This is a genomic window from Streptomyces cadmiisoli (assembly GCF_003261055.1).
GTDB lineage: Bacteria > Actinomycetota > Actinomycetes > Streptomycetales > Streptomycetaceae > Streptomyces > Streptomyces cadmiisoli.
Window position 1 is genome coordinate 8,154,524 of the sequence record NZ_CP030073.1, and the last position, 18,528, is coordinate 8,173,051.

Genomic DNA, 18,528 nt, shown 5'->3' on the forward strand with positions numbered 1-18,528 from the left:
GGGCCGGCGCCCTCAGCGCGAGCGGTTGTCGATCACTTCCCGTGCGGCCTCCAGGGCGAGGGCCCGGTCGCCGGGGACCAGGCCTATGCGGGTACGGCGGTCGAGGAGGTCGGCCGCGTCGAGAGCGCCTTCGTGGCGCACCGCCCACAGCAGTTCCGCGCGGGTCACCGGGTGCCCGTCCAGCACGGGCCGGGCGAGCCACGGATCCGACGCGGCCAGTGCGTGCACGGCCGGTGCCTCGGTGCCGTAGCGGCTGACGAGGCGTCGCGGTGCGCGCAGGCCGCCCAGGGTCCGGGATGGTGCCGCGCCGATCAGGGGGAGGGCGGCCGTGGGGGAGGGGCCCGCGGACAGGCCGTGGCCGGCCAGGGCGGCGTCGACGGCGTCCTCGGCCATACGCCGGTAGGTGGTGAGCTTGCCGCCGACCACGGTGACCACGCCCTCCCGCGACGTGAGCACGGCGTGCCTGCGGGAGATGTCGGCGGTGCTCGGCGCCGCGCCGGAGGCCTCGCCGGATTCGATGTCCAGCAGCGGCCGGAGTCCCGCGAACGCCCCCACCACGTCGTCCCGGTGGACGGGGACGTCCAGCGCGGAGCCGAGGACGTCGAGCAGGAACCCGATGTCGGTCTCCGGCACGTCGGGCACGTCCGGCACATCGCCCTCCACCGGCTCGTCGGTGAGTCCGACGTACACCCGGCCGTCGCCCTGCGGCAGGACGAGGACGAAGCGATTGGTTTCGCCCGGGACCGGGATGTGCAGACCGGCGGTCAGATGGCCCAGGCTGTCCGTGCGCAGCACGACGTGCGTGCCCCGCGAAGGGCGGATACGAACCCCGTCGACCAGGCCGCCCGACCACACTCCGGAGGCGTTGATCACCGCGCGGGCGCGGATCTCGCCTTCCTCGCCGGTGAGTTCGTCGCGTACCCGGGCGCCGGACGCGGTGAGTTCCAGCGCCCGCACCCGGGTGAGGACGCGCGCTCCGCGTGCCGCCGCCGTGCGCGCGATCGCGGTGACCAGGCGGGCGTCGTCGGTCACCCGGCCGTCCCAGGACAGCAGTCCGCCGCGGAGCCCGGAACCGCGCAGTGCGGGAGCCAGGTGGCGGGTCTCCTCCGCCGAGAGCCTGCGGGGTGCGGGCAGTGTGGCCCTGGCCGTGCGTGCCGCCAGCCGCAGGGTGTCGCCGGCCCGGAACCCGGCCCAGGCCAGTGCGGCCTGGCCGCGGGAGACCAGCGGGGTGAGCGGCAGGACGAACGGCTGGGCCCGCACCAGGTGCGGAGCGGTGCGCTCCATCAGGACGCCGCGTTCGCGGGCGCTCTCGTGAGCGACGTCGAGCTGGGCGGAGGCGAGGTAGCGCAGACCGCCGTGGATGAGCTTGGAGCTCCAGCGGGAGGTGCCGAAGGCCAGGTCGTGGGCGTCGACCGCGGCCACCGTCAGGCCACGGGCCGCGGCGTCCAGGGCGGCGCCGGCGCCGGTCGCGCCGAGCCCGACCACGAGGACGTCCACGGGCTCGCCGCCCACGGTAAGGGCCAGTTCGCGGGCACGGCGGGCGGCGGTCAGGGACGAGCCGGGGGCCCGGGCTCCCGAGGGGGGCGGACTGCTGCTGGGGCTCATGGGGTGAGGGTCCTCTCGAGGATGGTCCGCAGTTCCGCGGAGAAGGCCTCCGTGCTCAGCTCGGGGTCGTCCTCCTCGGTCATGGTGCGCAGCGACAGGGTGAACGACTGGGCGACCAGAAGCAGTGACCTGGCCTGCCGTTGAGCGTGGCCGGGGCGCACCGACGCGTCCGCGTGGCCCTCGCCCAGTGCCTCGGTGAGCAGGGCCAGGAGGGCTTCCTGACTCGCCCCGCGTCTGTCCAACACGTAGGGGATGAGCAGTTCGGGATCGACGTCGACGATCTTGCGGAAGAGGGGATGGCCGCGGAAGGCGTGCACGCCGGCGACGAGTCCGTCCACGATCCGGGTCCGCGCGGCCGTGCCCGCCTCGCGGTCCGGCATCGCGCCGGTGGCCGCCTCGATCCACTCACGGGTCATCAGGTCGCCGACCAGTGACCGCACATCGGGCCAGCGGCGGTACAGCGTCATCCGGGAGACGCCCGCACGGCGGGCCACGTCGGTCAGGGTGGTGCGCCGTACGCCGACGGCCAGGATGCAGTCGCGGACCGCGTCGAGCACCGGATCACCGTCGGAAGCGTTGTGACGAATAGGCGTCATGTGTCACAGTGTAACGCCCTCGGACGGCGAGGGAACGGCACTCTTCCGCGACCGCACCGACGCGACGACAGACCCGCGACGGTGCTGCCGCAACGACCGGTGAGGACTGGCGCGATGGACATGCTGTGGAGCGGCTGGGGCGACCCGGCCAGGGCGACGCCGCTGCCCGACTCGGTGATCGGCCTGCTGCGAGACCTGCTCGGAGTCAAACCGCGCAGCTCCGAGCCGGTCGCCCTGGCGGGAATCCTGGAAGGGATCAGCGTGCCCCAGCCGCCGCTGGAGGGGACCGCCCACGGGGACCTGTGCGCCGCCGTCGGCGGTGCCGAGCACGTGCGCACCGACGCCGAGGCCCGGCTGCGGCACACCCGCGGCAAATCCACCCCCGACCTGCTGCGCATGCGCGAGGGCGACCTGGCGGACCTCCCGGCGGCCGTGGCGCTCCCGGCCGGGCACGACGAGGTCCTCGACGTGCTCGGGGCGTGTGCCGCGCACGACCTGTCCGTGGTCCCGTACGGCGGCGGCACCTCCGTCGTCGGCGGGCTCGCCCCCGAGCGGCGGCGTCCCTTCGTCGCACTCGACCTGCGCCGCATGGACGCCCTGCTCGACCTCGACCCGGTCTCCCGCACGGCCACCCTGCAACCCGGTCTGCGCGCCCCGCACGCCGAGGCCCTCCTGAACGAGCGGGGCTTCACACTCGGTCACTTCCCGCAGTCCTACGAGTGGGCGACGATCGGCGGATTCGCCGCCGCCCGCTCCAGCGGCCAGGCCTCCGCCGGCTACGGCCGCTTCGACGACATGGTCCTCGGCCTCACCCTCGCCACCCCGTCCGGCACGCTCGACGTGGGCCGCGCCCCGCGCTCGGCGGCCGGACCGGATCTGCGACAGCTGGTCCTCGGCTCCGAGGGCGCGTTCGGTGTGATCACCTCGGTCACCGTCCGGATCCGCCCCGTCCCGCGGACCCGCGTCTACGAGGGATGGCGCTTCGACTCCTTCGAGGCGGGCGCCGCCGCGCTGCGGCGCCTGGCGCAGGACGGGCCGCAGCCGACCGTACTGCGCCTGTCGGACGAGACCGAGACACTGATCGGCCTTGCCCAGCCCGACGCGATCGGCTCCTCCGGCCTGCCGCAGAACGCGGGCTGCCTCGCCATCACCGGCTACGAGGGCACCGAGGAGGACACCGCGCACCGACGGGAACGAGTAGCGGCCGTCCTGCGCGAGGCCGGCGGTACCAGCCTGGGCGGCGAACCGGGGGAGCGGTGGGCGCACGGCCGCTACTCGGCGCCCTACCTGAGGGACTCGCTCCTGGACGCCGGTGCCTTCGCCGAGACACTGGAGACCGCCACCTTCTGGTCCCGCCTCCCCGGTCTGTACGCAGCCGTCCGGGACACGCTCACCGCCACCCTCACCGAGTCCGGCACACCGCCGCTGGTGATGTGCCACATCTCGCACGTCTACGAGAACGGCGCCTCCCTGTACTTCACCGTCGTCTCCGCGCAGGGCGAGAACCCGGTGGCGCACTGGGCAACCGCCAAGCGCGCCGCCAACGAGGCGATCCTGGCCGCCGGCGGCACCATCAGCCACCACCACGGCGTGGGCACCGACCACCGCGACTGGTACGTCCAGGAGGCCGGCCCGCTCGGCATCGGCGCGCTCCAGGCCGTCAAACGACGGCTGGACCCCGACGGCCTCCTCAACCCCGGCGTCCTCCTGCCCGCCGATTGAGCCGCTCCACCCACCCCGACCCCCGTCAAGAGCCGCGCCCTGGAGGCACACCGATGCGTCAGTTCACCGCCATCGTCAACCCCACCGCGGGCGGTTCCGCCGGGGTCGCGGTGCTGCTCCGCGTGGCCCGCCTGCTGCGGCAGGCCGGAGCCGGGCTGGAGACCGAGTACAGCCGCAGCCTGGAGCACGCCCGGGACCTCGCCCGCGAGGCGGGGCAGCGCGGCCGGGTCGTCCTGGCCGTCGGCGGCGACGGTATCGCCGGCGGCATAGGCGGCGCGCTGAGCGGCACCGACACGCTTCTCGGCCTGGTCCCGGCCGGGCGGGGCAACGACTTCGCCCGCGCCCTCGGTCTGCCCACCGAGCCCGAGGCACTGGCCCGGGTGCTGCTCGACGGCGCCCCCCGCGCCGTCGACACCATCGAAGTCGAGTCCGTCCACGGCCGGGCCGTCGTCCTCGGCAGCGTGTACGCAGGCGTCGACGCCCTCGCCAACCGCCACGCCAACCGATCCGCCCTGTTCAAGGGGGCCGCCTCCTACTACGCGGGCGGACTGCGGGCCGTCGCCTCGTGGCGTCCGGCCGCCTACCGCGTCACCGTCGACGGCGAGCAGCTCGCGCACCGCGGGTACACCGTCGTCGCCGCGAACTCCGCCTACTACGGTTCCGGCCGCATCATCGCCCCCGGCGCCCGCGTCGACGACGGACTGCTGGAGGTGGTGATGATCCGTGAGGCGCCGCGCAGGCTGTTCTTCGCCTTGATGCAGGAACTCAAGTCGGGCGACCACGTCCACCGGCCGGAAGTGCGGATCGTCCAGGGCAGAGAGGTGCGCATCGAGGCCGACCGCGAGGTGCCGTGGGGCGCCGACGGCGAGGTCGACGCGGTCCTGCCCGTCACGGCCCGGGTACTGCCCGGCGCCCTCACCGTGCTCGGCTGACCACGGCGCGACGGCCGGCGGTGCTGCGCCTTCCACGAAACCCGGTCCAGGTCCGTGAGCCGACGAGGGCCGCGGGAGTCACGCATCGCGGCTCGTGCGAACCCGCACCGCGGACGTACGATCACCGGCATGCCGAGGGCCGAGTCGAGTGGGGGAGCGGCGGGCGACAGCGCCGCCGCATGGCGTGCGGAACTGGTGGACCACCGGCGCACGGTGGGGCCGTCACCGGACGGGCGGTCCGGGTCCGCGCGGGAGTTGCTGGCACGCCGGGGCGAGCTGCGCATCCATGGCGGGATCGGGTCGGTCGGCTGCGTCGACTCGGCCGGCCGCACCCGCTGGACGCACCGCTGCGCCGGGCGGCCCAACGCGGCCCATGTGTCCGGCGACCGAGTGCTGGTCACCACGGACTCCCTGGAGTACACGCCCTGGGGCCTTCTCGGCCCGGCGCTGCTGCTCGACCTGGCGGACGGGCGGCTGGTCGCCGAGTTGCGCGGGCGGCGCGCCGCGGCCCGGGGAGGCGGCCGCTTCGTCCTCGGGCTGGAGGGCTACGACGTCTTCGACACCTGGGAGTACGACCGCGACGGCACTCTGACCGACTCGTGGCGCTCGTACGGCCACTACGTCGTCGGCACCGGCCTGCGGGTCGTCGAGGCCGACCGCAGTATTCCGACCGACGGCCGGGTCGTGCGGCTGCTGCCCGGCGGTGTGGTGGAACGGGGCCCGCGCCTGTCCGATCCGCAGCCGCCCGAGCCGCTGGTCCTCGGCGACGGCACGATCCTGGTCCTCGACCGCTGGGCGCTCCGCGCGGTCGGCCGCGGCCTGGACAGCGCAGTCCTCGCCGAACTCGCCCCGGCCGACAAGAAGGTGGACGCGCGGACGGTCCGGGCGCTGCGCCGGGACGGCGACCGGATCGCCGTGGTCGTCAGGGAACGGGACGCCGACGAGCCGACCCGGTACACGGTGGACACCTGGACGTTCGGTCTGCGGCGCCGCGCCTGACCGGGACGCGGTGGCACCGGCCCCGTACGGCAGAGGGGCAGGCCGGGCGCGCGAGCCCGGCCCGGCGGTGCGAGGGCGGGCCTTCGGGTGCGGTACCGGTGTCAGCCGAGGCCGGGATCCGTGAGGTTCAGACGGCTGGGCGGCTGGTGCGGCAGCGGGTGGGGGTCGGGGGTGCGCAGCCCGTCGAAGGTGAGCTGGAGATAGCGGCGCCATACCTGCGGGTGCGAGGCGAGCAGGGGCTCGGCAGTCTGGTGGATGCCGCCGAGCAGCAGCACGATGTCCGTGCCCGTGATGTCGCTGCGGACGGCGCCCTGCTCGCGCGCCCGTGCGGTGAGCGTCTCGGCGATGTCGCTGAGGCGGGCGATCGCGTCCCGCACCTCGGCATGTTGCAGCGACGGCCTTCCGATCACTTCGCAGAAGGCGCGGTCGGTGGCGAGCGCCTCGACACCTGCCGTCATGAACTCCCGTAGTGCCTCACCCGCGTCGTCGGCCTCCTGAAGGCGGTCCGCGGTCCCCAGGAGCCGGTCGAGCAGTTGGAGCATGATCGCCGCGAGGAGGTCGTCCTTCGACGCGAAGTGCCGGAACACCGTGCCCTTGGCCACACCGGCGCGTTGGGCGATCTCGCCCATCGACACCTCCACCCCGCGCTCGGCGAACGCCTCGGTCGCCGCGGTGAGCAGCAGGCGCCGGTTGCGCACCATGTCCGCCCTCGGGGCGGGAGCGGCTGCCTTCTCGATCATGCGCGCCTCCTCACGGCGAAGAGCCTACCAGCAACGTGACCGGCGGGTCAGGTTAGGTGTTACGCTCAACATGACCCGGCGGTCATCTTATGGCGCGCCGGCCGTCAGGCATCAGGCCTGCCCCTCACCATGCATCCCTGGGAGAACACGTGAACAACACACTTGAAGGAAAGGTCGTCCTGGTCACCGGAGCGTCCTCCGGCATCGGCCGGGCCACGGCGCTCGCGCTGTCGAAGGCGGGGGCCCGCGTGGCCGTCGGGGCTCGCCGGGCCGACCGGCTCAAGGAGCTGGCCCAGGAGGCGCCCGGCGAGATCCTCGTCCTGGAGGTGGACGTCACCGACCAGCAGTCGGTGCGGGACGCCGTCGAGGCGACCGTCGACCGTTTCGGCGCCCTCGACGCGCTGGTGAACAACGCGGGCGTCATGCTCAGCGGCATGATCCTGAACGCGGACACCGCGGAGTGGACGCGCATGGTCGAGACGAATCTGCTCGGATCGATGTATGCGGTCCACGCCGCCCTGCCGCACCTGCTTCGCTCCAAGGGCGCCGTCGTGCAGATCTCGTCCACCTCGGGACGTATCTCGTCGGCCGCGAGCGGTGTGTACGCGGCCACGAAGTCCGGGATCAACGCCTTCGCGGAGGCGCTGCGCCAGGAGGTCACCGCGGAGGGCGTGCGGGTCGTCGTCGTGGAGCCCGGATTCGTCTCGACCGAGCTGACCAGCCACATCACCGACCCCGCGATTCAGACCATGGCCAAGAACATGGCCGAGTCCATGCGGACCCTCCAGCCCGAGGACATCGCCGGTGCCGTCGTGTACGCGCTCACCCAGCCCGAGCACGTCGCGGTCAACGAGATCCTGATCCGGCCGACGGACCAGACCCGCTGACCCCGGTGCGGGCCCGCCGCCGGGCCCGCACACCCGACGGCGGCCGGCGTCACCACGTCATCGGGCCGCGGCGCTCTGAACGGCCACGAGCGCCACGTCGTCGTTCAGGCGGCCCCGTGTGTGGCGGAGCAGGCCGTCCTGGAGCTGCTGGAGCAAGGCCTGCGGATCACCGGCCGTGCCCCGGGCGATGTCGCGTCCGGTGACCGAGTAGAAGGCTCCGGTGCGGTCCCTGGCCTCGGCGAGACCGTCGGTGTAGAGCACGAACGCGTCGCCCGGCGCGTACCGGAACGTGTCCTGTCGGTACGCCGCGGGGTCGGCTCCGGCCAGGCCGAGCGGCGGTGCGGGCATTCTCCCCTTCAGCGCGGTCACACGGTGGTCGCGTACGACCAGCGGCATGGGGTGTCCGCAACTGACGGTCCGCAGGACGCCTCCCTCGGCCGGGAACTCGACGAGCAGGGCCGTGATGAAGCGCTCCGCCGCGTCCGCGTCGGTGTGCGCGGCCTCGGCCACATGGCGCCGGACGCTCACCTCGAGTGCCGCGGCCAACTCGGGCAGGGTGGCGTACTGGTGTGCCGCCTCACGGAACGCGCCGAGCACCGCCGCCGTGTCGTCCAGCGCCGCAAGACCCTTGCCCTTGACGTCACCGATGAGAAACCGGGTGCCGTACGGGGTGCCGGCCGCCGCGTAGAGATCGCCTCCGACCTCGGCCAGCGGGTCGGCCGCCTGGTAGAGGGAGGCGATGCTCAGGTCCCCGATGCGGTCGGGGAGCGGCCGGAGTACGACGTGTTGCGCCGCTTGGGAGATTGCTCGCAGCCGGCTCGTCTCCTGGTGACTGCGCTCCCGGGACCGGCAGAAGGCGATGAGCAGCAGGGAGACCACCAGCAGCGAGGCAACGTGGAAGACGAGGACGGGTGAGCCGAGCAGCCCGTCGCGGATGTCGCAGACCAACGCGGCCACGAGGGACAGGGCGGCGATGTTCCCGGTGGCGAGCGCCGTGGAGTACGCCGCCATCAGCGCCGGTGCCGCGATGAACAGGGACGCCAGATGCACATCGGTCGGCACGATGAGACCGACCGTCGTCAGGACGAGGACGAGGACGAGTACGACCGGGACGGCGGCAGCGGTCGCGGACCCGGGTCGCCGGGACGCGGCCGAGTCGGCACCGACGGCCTTCTGCGGTCGAACGGCGGCCGACAGCCGACCCGTTGCTCCCGCTCCCGAGGTGATACCGACCGCATCTCGCCGGGTCAGCGTGTCCACCGTGGACCTCCTCCTCCTCGTCCGAGCCGGTCCGGGTGACCCTCGGACCGGCTCGTCCCCGATCGCCCGTTGCGGCCGACCGGCCGAGGACCGCGCCGATCCGTCGATCGGCGCGTGCCGCACACGGCGTCCTCAGCCGGGTGGCCGAACTCCGCCGGGGCCGGGCGGCGTGCGAACTACTCGGGCCAGGCCGAGTTCTGGATGACGTCGACGAAGTCGACGCGGCGGAAGCCGGGCACGAAGTGTTCCAGCACATCCGCGTTGACCGTGCCGAACGTGGTGTCCGGGCGGTGCCTGAAGCCGTCCGTGAACGCCTGGAGGATCTGCTCCTTGAAGTTCGGGCGGGGGTGCGCCGCGGTGACCTCGTCGATCTCGGCCCGGCTGAGGTCGGCCAGATGGAGGCCGAGCACATCGGTCTCGACGCCCGCGGTGGTGGCCGCGATCTCCGGCGCCAGCTTGTACGGCACCTCCGGCGTGGTGTGCAGCGCGATGGCCGTCCACACCGTCTCCGCGTCACCGTTCATCACGTCATGGCTGCGCAGGAACGCCCGCGCCTGGTCCGCGCCGTCCATCTCGAACCGCTGGTCGTCGCTGCGGTAGGGCGGCACCAGGCCCGTGTCGTGGAACAGCGCCGCCACGTACAGCAGCTCCGGGTCGGGCCGGATCCCCCGCACCCGGGCCTGGAGGCTGCCGAAGAGGTAGACCCGCCGGGAGTGGTGGAAGATCAGCGGGGGTGTGGTGTCGCGGATCAGCTCGGTGGCGTCGTGGACGAGCTTGCTGTCCGGGATCTCGACGCCGGCGATCTTCTCTGCCATGGCGGCCTCCTCGAAGGGTGGTGTGCGATGTGCTTCCACCGTCCCTCCGGCCGGGCGGCCGCGTCCGCTACCGGACGGCCGACAAGTCCTCGAAAACGGTCATCGGTTCCCCGGGACATCGGGGAGAGCGGGCCTCGTGGCGTCGACAGCCGGCCGTGTGGTGGTGAAGCGGTGCCGATAGCGGGTCGGTGACACGCCCAGATGGCGGGCGAAGGTGCGCCGCAGGCTCTCGTAGCTCGGGAAACCCGACAGGGTGGCGGCCTCGGTGGCGCTGTGCCCGGCGTCCAGCAGCGCCTTGGCCATGTCGAAGCGGATCAGTTCCACGTACTTCATCGGCGTGGTGTCCAGCTCGGAGCGGAACATACGCGTCAGATGACGCGGACTGACCCGGACCCGTTCGGCGAGCCTGTCCAGGCTGTGGTCCGCGGCCGGGTCGGCCTGCACCATGTCCTGGATGAGCCGCAGCACGGGGGTCCGGGGGGCCGGGCCCTGCAGCGAGGCGGAGAACTGGGACTGCCCGCCGGCCCGCTGCATGTACACCACCAGCGACCGGGCCACGTCGCGGGTCAGGTCCGGGCCGTGGTCCTCCTCCACCAGGGCGAGCGCGAGGTCGATACCGGCCGTGACGCCGGCCGAGGTGTACGTCGTTCCGTCCTTGACGTAGATGGCGTCGGGCTCCACCCGCAGGGAGGGATAGCTGCGCGCCAGCAGCGTCGTGTGCTGCCAGTGCGTCGTCGCCCGCTTCTCCTCCAGCAGGCCCGCCGCCGCCAGGATGAACGCCCCGGTGCAGATCGACGCGATGCGTCCGGCCCGCTCGGCGAGCCTCCGCGCGGCCGCGGTGAGGTCCGGGTCGATGGGGGTGCCCGGCAGCAGATCACCGCCCGGAACCAGCACGGTGTCGAACGGCGGAGCCGACTCGGCGGCGGCGTCCGCCGGCACACGCAGGCCGATGGAGGTGCGAACCGGCTCACCGCTCACCGAGACGATGGTGAGCCGGTACTCCGCTCCGAAGCGACCGGCTTCGCTGAAGACCTCCGCCGGCCCGGACACGTCGAGCATCTTCATGTCGTCGAACACGAGAATGCCCACGTGGTGTGTCTTGGGTGCCACTCGCCTCTCCCTGTCCACCCGCCGGTCGTGAGCGTACGTCCCTCGGGGCGGGGCCGGCGAACCGTCCGGCCGGCGAACCGCGCGCGTACCGGCGAGTGGACCGCGGGATCAGCTGCGGGCGAATTCGAGGAGGTCGGCGTTGAACGTCTCCGCGAACTTGGGCACCATCGACAGTCCGTGCGGGGCGCCGGGGTAGACCTTGAAGATCGAGTCCTTGACCAGCTTGGAGGACTTCTCGCCGGCCGCCACGATCGGCACGATCTGATCGTCGTCGCCGTGCACGATCAGGGTGGGCACGTCGAACTTCTTGAGGTCCTCGGTGGTGTCGGTCTCGGAGAACGCCTTGATGCAGTCGTACGCTCCCTTGATCCCGACCGTCATCGACCAGAGCCAGAACTCGTCGCGGGTGCCCTTCGAGACGGTGGAACCCTCGCGGTTGTCTCCGTAGAAGGACGCGCTGAGGTCCTGGTAGAACTGCGACCGGTCCGTCAGCACGCCTTGCCGGATCTCGTCGAAGACCTCGACCGGGAGGCCCTCGGGGTTGGACTTCGTCTTGAGCATCAGCGGGGGGATCGCGGAGAGGAGCACGGCCTTGGCCACTCGACCGGTACCGTGCCGGCCGATGTAGCGGGCCACCTCGCCGCCGCCGGTGGAGTGGCCGACCAGGATGGCGTCACGCAGGTCGAGGGCCTCGATGACGGCCGCCAGGTCGTCGGCGTAGGTGTCCAGGTCGTTCCCGTCCCAGGTCTGGCCGGAGCGTCCGCCCCCGCGCCGGTCGTGGGCGACGGCACGGAATCCGTTGTCCGCCATCAGCTTCAGCTGCGGGTCCCACGCGTCAGCGGTGAGCGGCCAGCCGTGGGAGAAGACGACCGGCTGGCCCGTCCCCCAGTCCTTGTAGAAGATCTGTGTGCCGTCCTTGGCGGTGGCGAAGGGCATGGTGGCTTCCTTTCACGCGGACGCCGAAATTCAGATTGGGGGTTGTTTCGGTGACGTGCGATCGCGCCGGGACTCAACGGCGGACACCTCGAGAGACGACGCGGTGGCTGGCAGCAAAGGCGACCTGAATGACCTCGTCGTGTTTTTCACCGTACCCGATTGCCCGGACTTCAGCCGCTCGGGTCGTCACGGCGGCGGACCGGAGTGCGGAATCCGTTCAGGAAGTGCGGGAGCAGCAGGGCACTAGTATCATTGCTGAACTCTTGTGATCTGCCGCCCCAGGCGGGCGGGACGGGCGGACCGGGTTTTCCGGAATCGGCCTCGGTGAGTACCGGAATCTCCTGACCAGAATATGCCATCATTCGCTGATTCAGGGACAGGCGTCATGCGTCCGACCGCTCAGAAATCTAGGAATCGGCTGGTCGAGCTCTCCCATTTCGCTATTCCGCTGGGATTCGCAGGAATAGGGGGTTCCTGGAATGCGGCAAGCATCTTCCTGGACGCGCCCCGATGGGTCTCCGGCATTTTCTACACCGTTTCCGGAATTCTCTGGTTGATGTTCTCCTTGGTGTACATCGCTGAGCGGGTGCGGAACGTCGCGACCTTCCGGGAGGACCGGGAGAGTCCGGTCTCCGGAGCCGGGGCGGCGTTCCTGCCGGTCATCGGGATTCTGCTGATCGCGCATTTCGGCCAGTACCTGCCCCGCGAGCTCGCCGGTGCGATCTGCTGGTTCCTCGTGGCCGCGCTCGGGGTGGTGGCGGCCCAGTTGTTCGCCCACTGGCTGACCGGGCACCTCAGCTTCGCCCAGCTGCACCCCGGCTACACACTGCCGCTGGTGGCCGGGCCGTTCATCGCCAGCATCGGCCTGTCCAGCGTGCACGCGGTCTCCGCGGCCCGGGCGGCACAGGGCGTGGGGATCTTCTTCTGGGTCGTCATCGGAGGAGTCATCACCGCTCGGCTCATCACCGGTGGCCCGCTTCCGCTCTCGGCCACACCGTCGCTCTCGGTCCTGCTGGCCCCGCCTGCGACGGGCGGAATCGCGTCCTTCGCGGCGTACCCCGGAACGATCGGACCGCTGCAACTGGCCTTCTTCGGCATCTTCGTCATGATGGTGCTCATCCAGATCGCCCTGCTCAGGCGATATGTGAAGCTGCCGTTCGGCCTCAACTTCTGGAATTTCACGTTCCCGGTGTCGGCGTCGACCACCTACGGGCTGCACTGGCTCGGCATGTCGGACTTCGGCGGCCGGCGGGAGATCGCCTGGGGCCTCCTGAGCCTCGCGACGGTCGTCGTGCTGGCCATCGCCGCCGCGACCGTGCGCAGTCTCGTCCCGTCCGGACGAAGTTGAGCGACAGGCGCCCCTGACCGCTTCCGTCACCGGGTGTTCCGGCGCTCGGGGCCGAGGTTCCGCTCGATGGCCTGCCGGGCGGCGTCGAGCACGGCCGTCCGGCCCGGAACCGGTCGGCGTGCCGTGGCAGGCGCGGAGCCGGCGGCCGCGGGCGCGTCGGGAGCCTGGTCGGCCGCGGCGTCGATCGACGCCGCCGTCTCGTCGTCGCCGAGGCGGCGCAGCAGCTCGGCGAGGTTGCGCAGGGTCGTCCACAGATGGGTCCAGTTGCCGGTGCGGGCGAAGTACCCGACGACGTCGCGGTAGCCCTCCAGAGCCTCGTGGATGCGGCCCTGCGCCGCACGCACCGACAGCAGCCCGACGGTGGCGACGCCGACGAGGAACGTCGCGCCCCCGGAGCGGGCCAGGTCGACGGCCTCGACGTAGTGCCGTTCGGCGAGTTCACCGTGACCTGCCAGGTTCTCGATCTCTCCGGCCACGTAGGACCCCCAGGCCCGCATCGATGGCGACACCGCGTGGGCGCGCCCCCGGTCGTTGAGGGCGCGCGCGGCGTCCGGGTCACCGGCGTAGGCCGTCGCGAGGGCGGCGATGCCAAGGCTCTCGCGGTGCGGGCCGGCCAGTTCGGCGGCGGCCAGCGAGTGCCGCACCACGGCGTCGTGGGCGCCGCGCGCCAGTTCGGCCACCGACAGCACCATCAGACACTGCCACGGTGTCCTGCCCTCGGCCCCCTCGGCCCCCTCGGCCCCCTCGCCCTCGACCCCCTTCTTCAGCCCGGCGCGGGCGAGCCGCTCCGCACGGACGTAGTCGCCCCGGTGGTAGACCGCCTCGGCTGCGGCACCGAGGACGAGACCCGCATGCGGGTGGCCGTCGAGGGCGGGATCGTCGGCGAGTTCCTCCGCCCAGTTACGGATCTCCACGAGGTCGCGGTAGGCGATCGCGTCGTACAGGGCGACGACCATCGCCACGGCGTCGTCCAGCGACCCGCTGTCCCGGATCAGCCGCCACGCGGTCCGCAGGTTCGGCAGTTCACGGCGCAGCTCGGCGTCGGCGTCGGCCTCCCGCCGGGTTTGCGTGGCGGCGTGGAACCGGGCCGTGAGTTCGACGGCCCAACGCGCCATCCGCTCGGCCGCCGCCCGGTCCTCGCCGTCGGCGGCGAGTCGGTCCAGACCGAACGCCCGCAGCGTCTCGAGCATGCGGTAGCGGGTGGTCCCGTCGAAGGCCGCGTTGATCATGGACGCGTCCACGAGACGGGCCAAGGCGCTGCCGGGGTCGCCCGTGAGGTCCAGTTCGGTGGCGACACGCTCGGCGGTGTCGAGGTCCACCCCGTCGGTGAACACCGACAGGTGCCGGAACAGCCGCCGCTCGTCCTGTGCGAGGAGGCGGTAGGACCACTCGACGGTGGCGCGCAGCGTCCGGTGCCGGCACTCCGCACTGGTGCTGCCGCCGCCGAGCAGGTCGAGGGAGCGGTCCAGACGCCCGCTGAGATCGTCCAGGGAGAAGGTGGACAGACGTCCGGCGGCCAGCTCGATGGCCAGGGGCATCCCGTCGACGCGCCGCACGATGTCAGCGATGGTGCGCAGCTCCCGCGCGGTGGGGTGCGGGCCGGGGCGGACCCGCCGGGCCCGCTCCAGAAAGAGCGCCACGGAGGGGGCCTGCGCGGGATCCCGGCCCGGCCGGGGCAGCCCGAGCGGCGTCAGGCGCCGTACGTGCTCCGGGGCCAGACTCAGTGGTTCACGGCTGGTGGCCAGCACGGTCGTGCCGGGGCAACAGGACAGGATCTCGTCCACCGTGTCCCGGACCCCGTCGAGCAGGTGCTCGCAGTTGTCGATCACCAGCAGACCGGTGCGTTCGCCCAGCACCGAGACGCAGGCCGTGAGGACGTCGCCGCGGTCGACGTTCAGGTGCAGGGCCGCAGCCAGCGCGTGCGCGATGGCCGCGGGATCGGTGACGGGTGCCAGTGCCAGGACCGTCGCCGTGCTGCTCTGCCGCGCGACCTCCACGGCGACCCGGGTCTTTCCGACTCCGCCCGGCCCCACCAGCGTGACCAGGCGCTCCGTCGCCAGCAGCCGGTGCAGGGCGGCCACCTCGGGCTCCCGGCCGATCAGCACGGTGACGGGCGGGGCGGACACGGGTGCGCTGCCGACGCCGACGATGTCCTTCTCCAGGTCGTCCAGTGCGGGCGACGGGTCGAGGCCCGTCTCCTCGACCAGCCGGCGCCGGTACTCCCGCCCCGCACGCAGGGCCCGCGGCGCCTCCCCGGTCGCCGCGAGCGCCCGCATGTACAGCAGTACGGCGGGTTCCCGCAGCGGATCGGCCGCCGCCGACGCGGCGGCCGGACCCACGACCTCCTCGGCTCGTCCCGCGCTCACGGCGGTGGCGATCAGGGCGTCGGTGACCTCGCGCCCCAACTGCTCGCACTCCTCGACGGCGGCGGCGACGGGCTCCACGTCGGTGAGGTCGGCGAGCAGGGGTCCGCGCCACAGGGCGTGCGCCTCTCGAAGCAGCAGGAACGCCCCGCCGGGATTCCGCTCCGCGGACGCCTGGGCCAGTGCGAGCAGTGCCCGGGCCTGTGCCAGGTCCAGCTCGTCGCGTTCGAGGCCGAGCCGGTAGCCGTCGTGGTGGCGCTGGAGCCGGCTCGCCGCGGGACCGAGGTGGCCACGGAGCCGGGACACGTGGTTGTGCAGGGCCTGCCGCCCGGATGCGGGCACCCCTGACGGCCACAGTGCGTCCACCAGCCGGTCGACGGTCACGATCCGCCCTTCCGCGAGTGCGAGCAGGGCGAGCACCGCACGCCGCCGGCCGCCGGGCACGTCCACGGGAGCGCCGCAGACAAGGAGGCGCAACGGCCCCAGCACCTCCACCCGTAGGGACGCCGGCAGCGGGCCGTCGGTCATGAATCCTCCCGCATTCGACGTATCGGCTGATTCGCGGCACATCGGGAGTGTTAGTACGACGATAGTCGGTGCGAGGCCCGTGACAGGGCGCCTGCCGAGTGTTGCTGCTGTGACCGGCGCGAACCGGTCCGAGGGCAAGGAGGCAGGGAAGATGGACCACGACAAGGTGAACGAGTTCCTGAACCGCTTCGTGACCGACCTGGCGGCGACCGAGGCCGCCGGCTCCGTGGCGATCGGCCACCGGCTGGGCCTGTACCGCTCACTCGCCGAGGGTCCCGCGACCCCCGAGGAGTTCGCCGACCGCACCGGCTGTCACCCGCGGTATCTCACCGAGTGGCTGCGTGGCCAGGCGGCCGGCGGATACGTCGAGTACGAACCCGCCACCGGCCGTTTCGCGCTGACCGAGGAACAGGCGTACTGCCTGGCCGACCCGCACGGGCCGAACGTGGCGGCCGCCTTCCGTTTCGCCCTCGGCATGCTGCGTGCCGAGCCCCGTGTCGCGGAGGCCTTCCGCAGCGGCGAGGGCGTCGGCTGGCACGAGCACCACGACGATGTGTTCGTCGGCGTCGACGCGTTCTTCCGGCCGGGCTACGAGGCCGAACTGGTTCCGCACTGGATCCCGGCACTGGACGGGGTCGACGCCAGGCTCACCGCCGGAGCGCGCGTCGCCGACGTCGGCTGCGGGCTCGGCTCGACGTCGGTGCTGCTGGCCGAGGCCTATCCGCGGACGACCGTCGTGGGCTCGGACTACCACCCCGAGTCGATCACACGGGCCCGCAAGAACGCCGCGGAGGCCGGTCTCTCGCACCGCGTCACCTTCGAGGTCGCCACCGCCCAGACGTTCACGGGCACGGACTACGACCTGGTGACCACGTTCGACTGCCTGCACGACATGGGGGATCCGCTGGGCGCTGCCCGCCGGGTGCGCGAGGCGCTGGCCGAGGACGGCACCTGGCTCCTGGTGGAACCGGCGGCCTCCGACCGGGTCGAGGAGAACTTCCACCCGGTGGGCCGGCTGTACTACAGCGGCTCGACGTTCCTCTGCGTCCCCAACGCCCTGTCTCAGGAGGGCGGTCACGCCCTCGGCGGGCAGGCAGGTGAGGCGGCGGTCCGCGAGATCGCCACGGAGGCGGGCTTCACCCGTTTCCGGGAGGCCGCGCGGACCGCGTTCAACGTGGTCTACGAGATTCGACCGTGACCGCGTCCGCCGTGACCGCATCCGGGGACGCGGTGCCGCGTCGGGTACCGGAGCTCCGCCCAAGCCAGGGGGCTCCGGTGCAGGACGGCCCGCGCTCCGGACTCCCGGGACCTTCGTCGGGCAGGGCGGCGGATCTCGAGGGCTGATGGGGACGTGACGAGCGGCCCGGCGGCCATGGATCGGGGAGGCGGCGGCCCCTCACAGCCGGCTGTATTTCTCTATGTCCTCCGTGAACTCCTCGATCAGCCGGGGTGTGAGCGTGGACCGGGTGTCGGCGATGGCGGCCATGTAGTCATCCGTGCCGGCCGGTCGGCCCTGGCGGTCCGTGACCTCGCGCTCGAAGGCGGCCTGCGCGCCTTTGCGGGCCGCGAACTCGATGTCCGCCGGGGTGAACAGCTCGCTCGCCGCGACCAGTCGGTCGACGTCGATCGAATCGGTGGCAGTCCTGAGGTAGCGCGCCCAGATCGCCGACCGGGCGGTCGGGTCCGGCGGCCCGATGGGGATGACGTAGTCGAACCGGCCCGGTCGCAGGAAGGCCGCGTCCAGGGAGCGGACCGAGTTGGTGGCGCAGACCAGCAGCCGTGAGTCCCGCTCGCGGAAGACGGGGATGAGTTTGAGCAACTCGTTGGTCACCCCGTGTCCCGGGTCGACCGCCTTGCCCGACCGCGCGGCGGCGATCTCCTCCACCTCGTCGATGAAGAGCAGCACCGAGTCGAGTTCGGCGAGTTCCGCGAAAGCCTCCCGCAGCGCTGTCGCCAGCCCCTCGTTCGTGTCGGCGGCCAGCCGGGACGGGAAGAGTTCCACGAACGGCCAGCCGAGCCGGGAGGCCACCGCCTTGGCGAAGCTGGTCTTCCCGGTGCCGGGCGGACCGAACAGGATGATCGCCTTGGGCGGGACGACTCCGTAGCGGTCGGCCAGCGACGGTTCCTTCAACGGCAGTACGACACGGCGCTCGACCACCTGCTTCTCCCGGTTCATGCCGGCCATGGCGTCCCACAGGCCGTCGGGCAGCAGGCGCCCGCCCAGTGCGGTCAGTACGTCCGCGTTCGCGCACCCGGGCGGTTCGAGCTTCTCGTAGTAGGTCAGGTCGTCGCGGAATCGGTAGCCGGAGTTCTCCAGGGCCTTGGCCCCGGCGGCGCCCTCGGGCAGCAGCGCACTGACATGCCGTACGCCCAGGGCGCGCAGGCGCCGCTCCAACTCCATGAGCAGAGCACTGCCGATCCCGCGATCGCGCCACCGGGAGGCGAGCGCCACGAGCAGAACCCACCCCCGCTTGCCGTGCACCTGCGCCATGGCCATGCCGACCAGTTCGTCACCGACGACCGCGACGACCGCGGGCTGCCCCGCCTTCGCCGCGGCGATCACCTCCGAGACCGGGAAGACCGGGTCCTGGCCGGCGTGCCCGGCCTGGCGGCTCTGGTCCCAGACCTGGATCGCCTGGTCAAGATCGTCGTCGTGATAGTCGCGCAGATGCCAAGCGGGCATCACC

Annotated in this window: 15 protein-coding genes; 6 read left to right on the forward strand and 9 right to left on the reverse strand. The window is 72.3% G+C overall.

Annotated elements, in window-relative coordinates:
• Positions 1-12: 12 nt before the first annotated feature.
• Positions 13-1,605: a glycerol-3-phosphate dehydrogenase/oxidase gene (locus tag DN051_RS35910; RefSeq protein WP_112440833.1), complete on the reverse strand. Its 1,593-nt coding sequence runs from the start codon at positions 1,603-1,605 to the stop codon at positions 13-15.
• On the reverse strand, positions 1,602-2,201 hold the full coding sequence (locus DN051_RS35915; protein ID WP_112440835.1) for a TetR/AcrR family transcriptional regulator: 600 nt from the start codon (positions 2,199-2,201) through the stop codon (positions 1,602-1,604). The genes DN051_RS35910 and DN051_RS35915 overlap by 4 nt, the downstream gene beginning before the upstream one ends.
• A gap of 114 nt (positions 2,202-2,315) precedes the next feature.
• Between DN051_RS35915 and DN051_RS35920 the strand changes: the two genes are divergently transcribed.
• From DN051_RS35920 to DN051_RS35930, 3 genes are all read left to right on the forward strand, one after another.
• Positions 2,316-3,923: an FAD-binding oxidoreductase gene (locus DN051_RS35920; RefSeq protein WP_112440836.1), complete on the forward strand. Its 1,608-nt coding sequence runs from the start codon at positions 2,316-2,318 to the stop codon at positions 3,921-3,923.
• Between the two features lie 53 nt (positions 3,924-3,976).
• Positions 3,977-4,855 (forward strand): YegS/Rv2252/BmrU family lipid kinase, encoded by an 879-nt coding sequence (locus tag DN051_RS35925; RefSeq protein WP_053756039.1) that lies wholly within the window; start codon positions 3,977-3,979, stop codon positions 4,853-4,855.
• A gap of 129 nt (positions 4,856-4,984) precedes the next feature.
• A complete protein-coding gene (locus DN051_RS35930) occupies positions 4,985-5,854 on the forward strand; it encodes a hypothetical protein (protein WP_112440838.1) in 870 nt (289 codons plus the stop codon).
• Between the two features lie 101 nt (positions 5,855-5,955).
• Here DN051_RS35930 and DN051_RS35935 read toward each other — a convergent pair whose 3' ends face one another.
• Entirely contained in the window at positions 5,956-6,594 is a 639-nt protein-coding gene (locus DN051_RS35935) for a TetR/AcrR family transcriptional regulator (protein WP_246040705.1), read from the reverse strand.
• A 149-nt stretch (positions 6,595-6,743) separates the two neighbouring features.
• Between DN051_RS35935 and DN051_RS35940 the strand changes: the two genes are divergently transcribed.
• On the forward strand, positions 6,744-7,481 hold the full coding sequence (locus DN051_RS35940) for an SDR family NAD(P)-dependent oxidoreductase (protein WP_199314762.1): 738 nt from the start codon (positions 6,744-6,746) through the stop codon (positions 7,479-7,481).
• Positions 7,482-7,538: 57 nt separating this feature from the next.
• Here the strand turns inward: DN051_RS35940 and DN051_RS35945 are convergent, their stop codons facing one another.
• The 4 genes from DN051_RS35945 to DN051_RS35960 form a co-directional block, all read right to left on the reverse strand.
• Complete coding sequence (locus DN051_RS35945) at positions 7,539-8,741, reverse strand: PP2C family protein-serine/threonine phosphatase (RefSeq protein ID WP_246040706.1); 1,203 nt, start codon at positions 8,739-8,741, stop codon at positions 7,539-7,541.
• 176 nt (positions 8,742-8,917) lie between these two features.
• On the reverse strand, positions 8,918-9,556 hold the full coding sequence (locus tag DN051_RS35950) for an HD domain-containing protein (RefSeq protein ID WP_112440841.1): 639 nt from the start codon (positions 9,554-9,556) through the stop codon (positions 8,918-8,920).
• Between the two features lie 99 nt (positions 9,557-9,655).
• Positions 9,656-10,621, reverse strand: a complete 966-nt coding sequence (locus tag DN051_RS35955; RefSeq protein WP_246041160.1) for a GlxA family transcriptional regulator — start codon at positions 10,619-10,621, stop codon at positions 9,656-9,658.
• Positions 10,622-10,774: 153 nt separating this feature from the next.
• Positions 10,775-11,602, reverse strand: coding sequence for an alpha/beta fold hydrolase (locus tag DN051_RS35960; RefSeq protein ID WP_053756034.1), 828 nt, complete (start codon positions 11,600-11,602; stop codon positions 10,775-10,777).
• A 385-nt stretch (positions 11,603-11,987) separates the two neighbouring features.
• Here DN051_RS35960 and DN051_RS35965 point away from each other — a divergent pair, with 385 nt between their 5' ends.
• Positions 11,988-12,950: an SLAC1 family transporter gene (locus DN051_RS35965; protein WP_112440842.1), complete on the forward strand. Its 963-nt coding sequence runs from the start codon at positions 11,988-11,990 to the stop codon at positions 12,948-12,950.
• Between the two features lie 26 nt (positions 12,951-12,976).
• Here DN051_RS35965 and DN051_RS35970 read toward each other — a convergent pair whose 3' ends face one another.
• A complete protein-coding gene (locus tag DN051_RS35970) occupies positions 12,977-15,841 on the reverse strand; it encodes an AfsR/SARP family transcriptional regulator (protein ID WP_112440844.1) in 2,865 nt (954 codons plus the stop codon).
• Between the two features lie 151 nt (positions 15,842-15,992).
• Here DN051_RS35970 and DN051_RS35975 point away from each other — a divergent pair, with 151 nt between their 5' ends.
• Positions 15,993-17,039, forward strand: a complete 1,047-nt coding sequence (locus DN051_RS35975) for a class I SAM-dependent methyltransferase (protein WP_112442675.1) — start codon at positions 15,993-15,995, stop codon at positions 17,037-17,039.
• Positions 17,040-17,237: 198 nt separating this feature from the next.
• Here DN051_RS35975 and DN051_RS35980 read toward each other — a convergent pair whose 3' ends face one another.
• Entirely contained in the window at positions 17,238-18,524 is a 1,287-nt protein-coding gene (locus DN051_RS35980) for an ATP-binding protein (RefSeq protein ID WP_112442677.1), read from the reverse strand.
• Positions 18,525-18,528 lie beyond the last annotated feature (4 nt).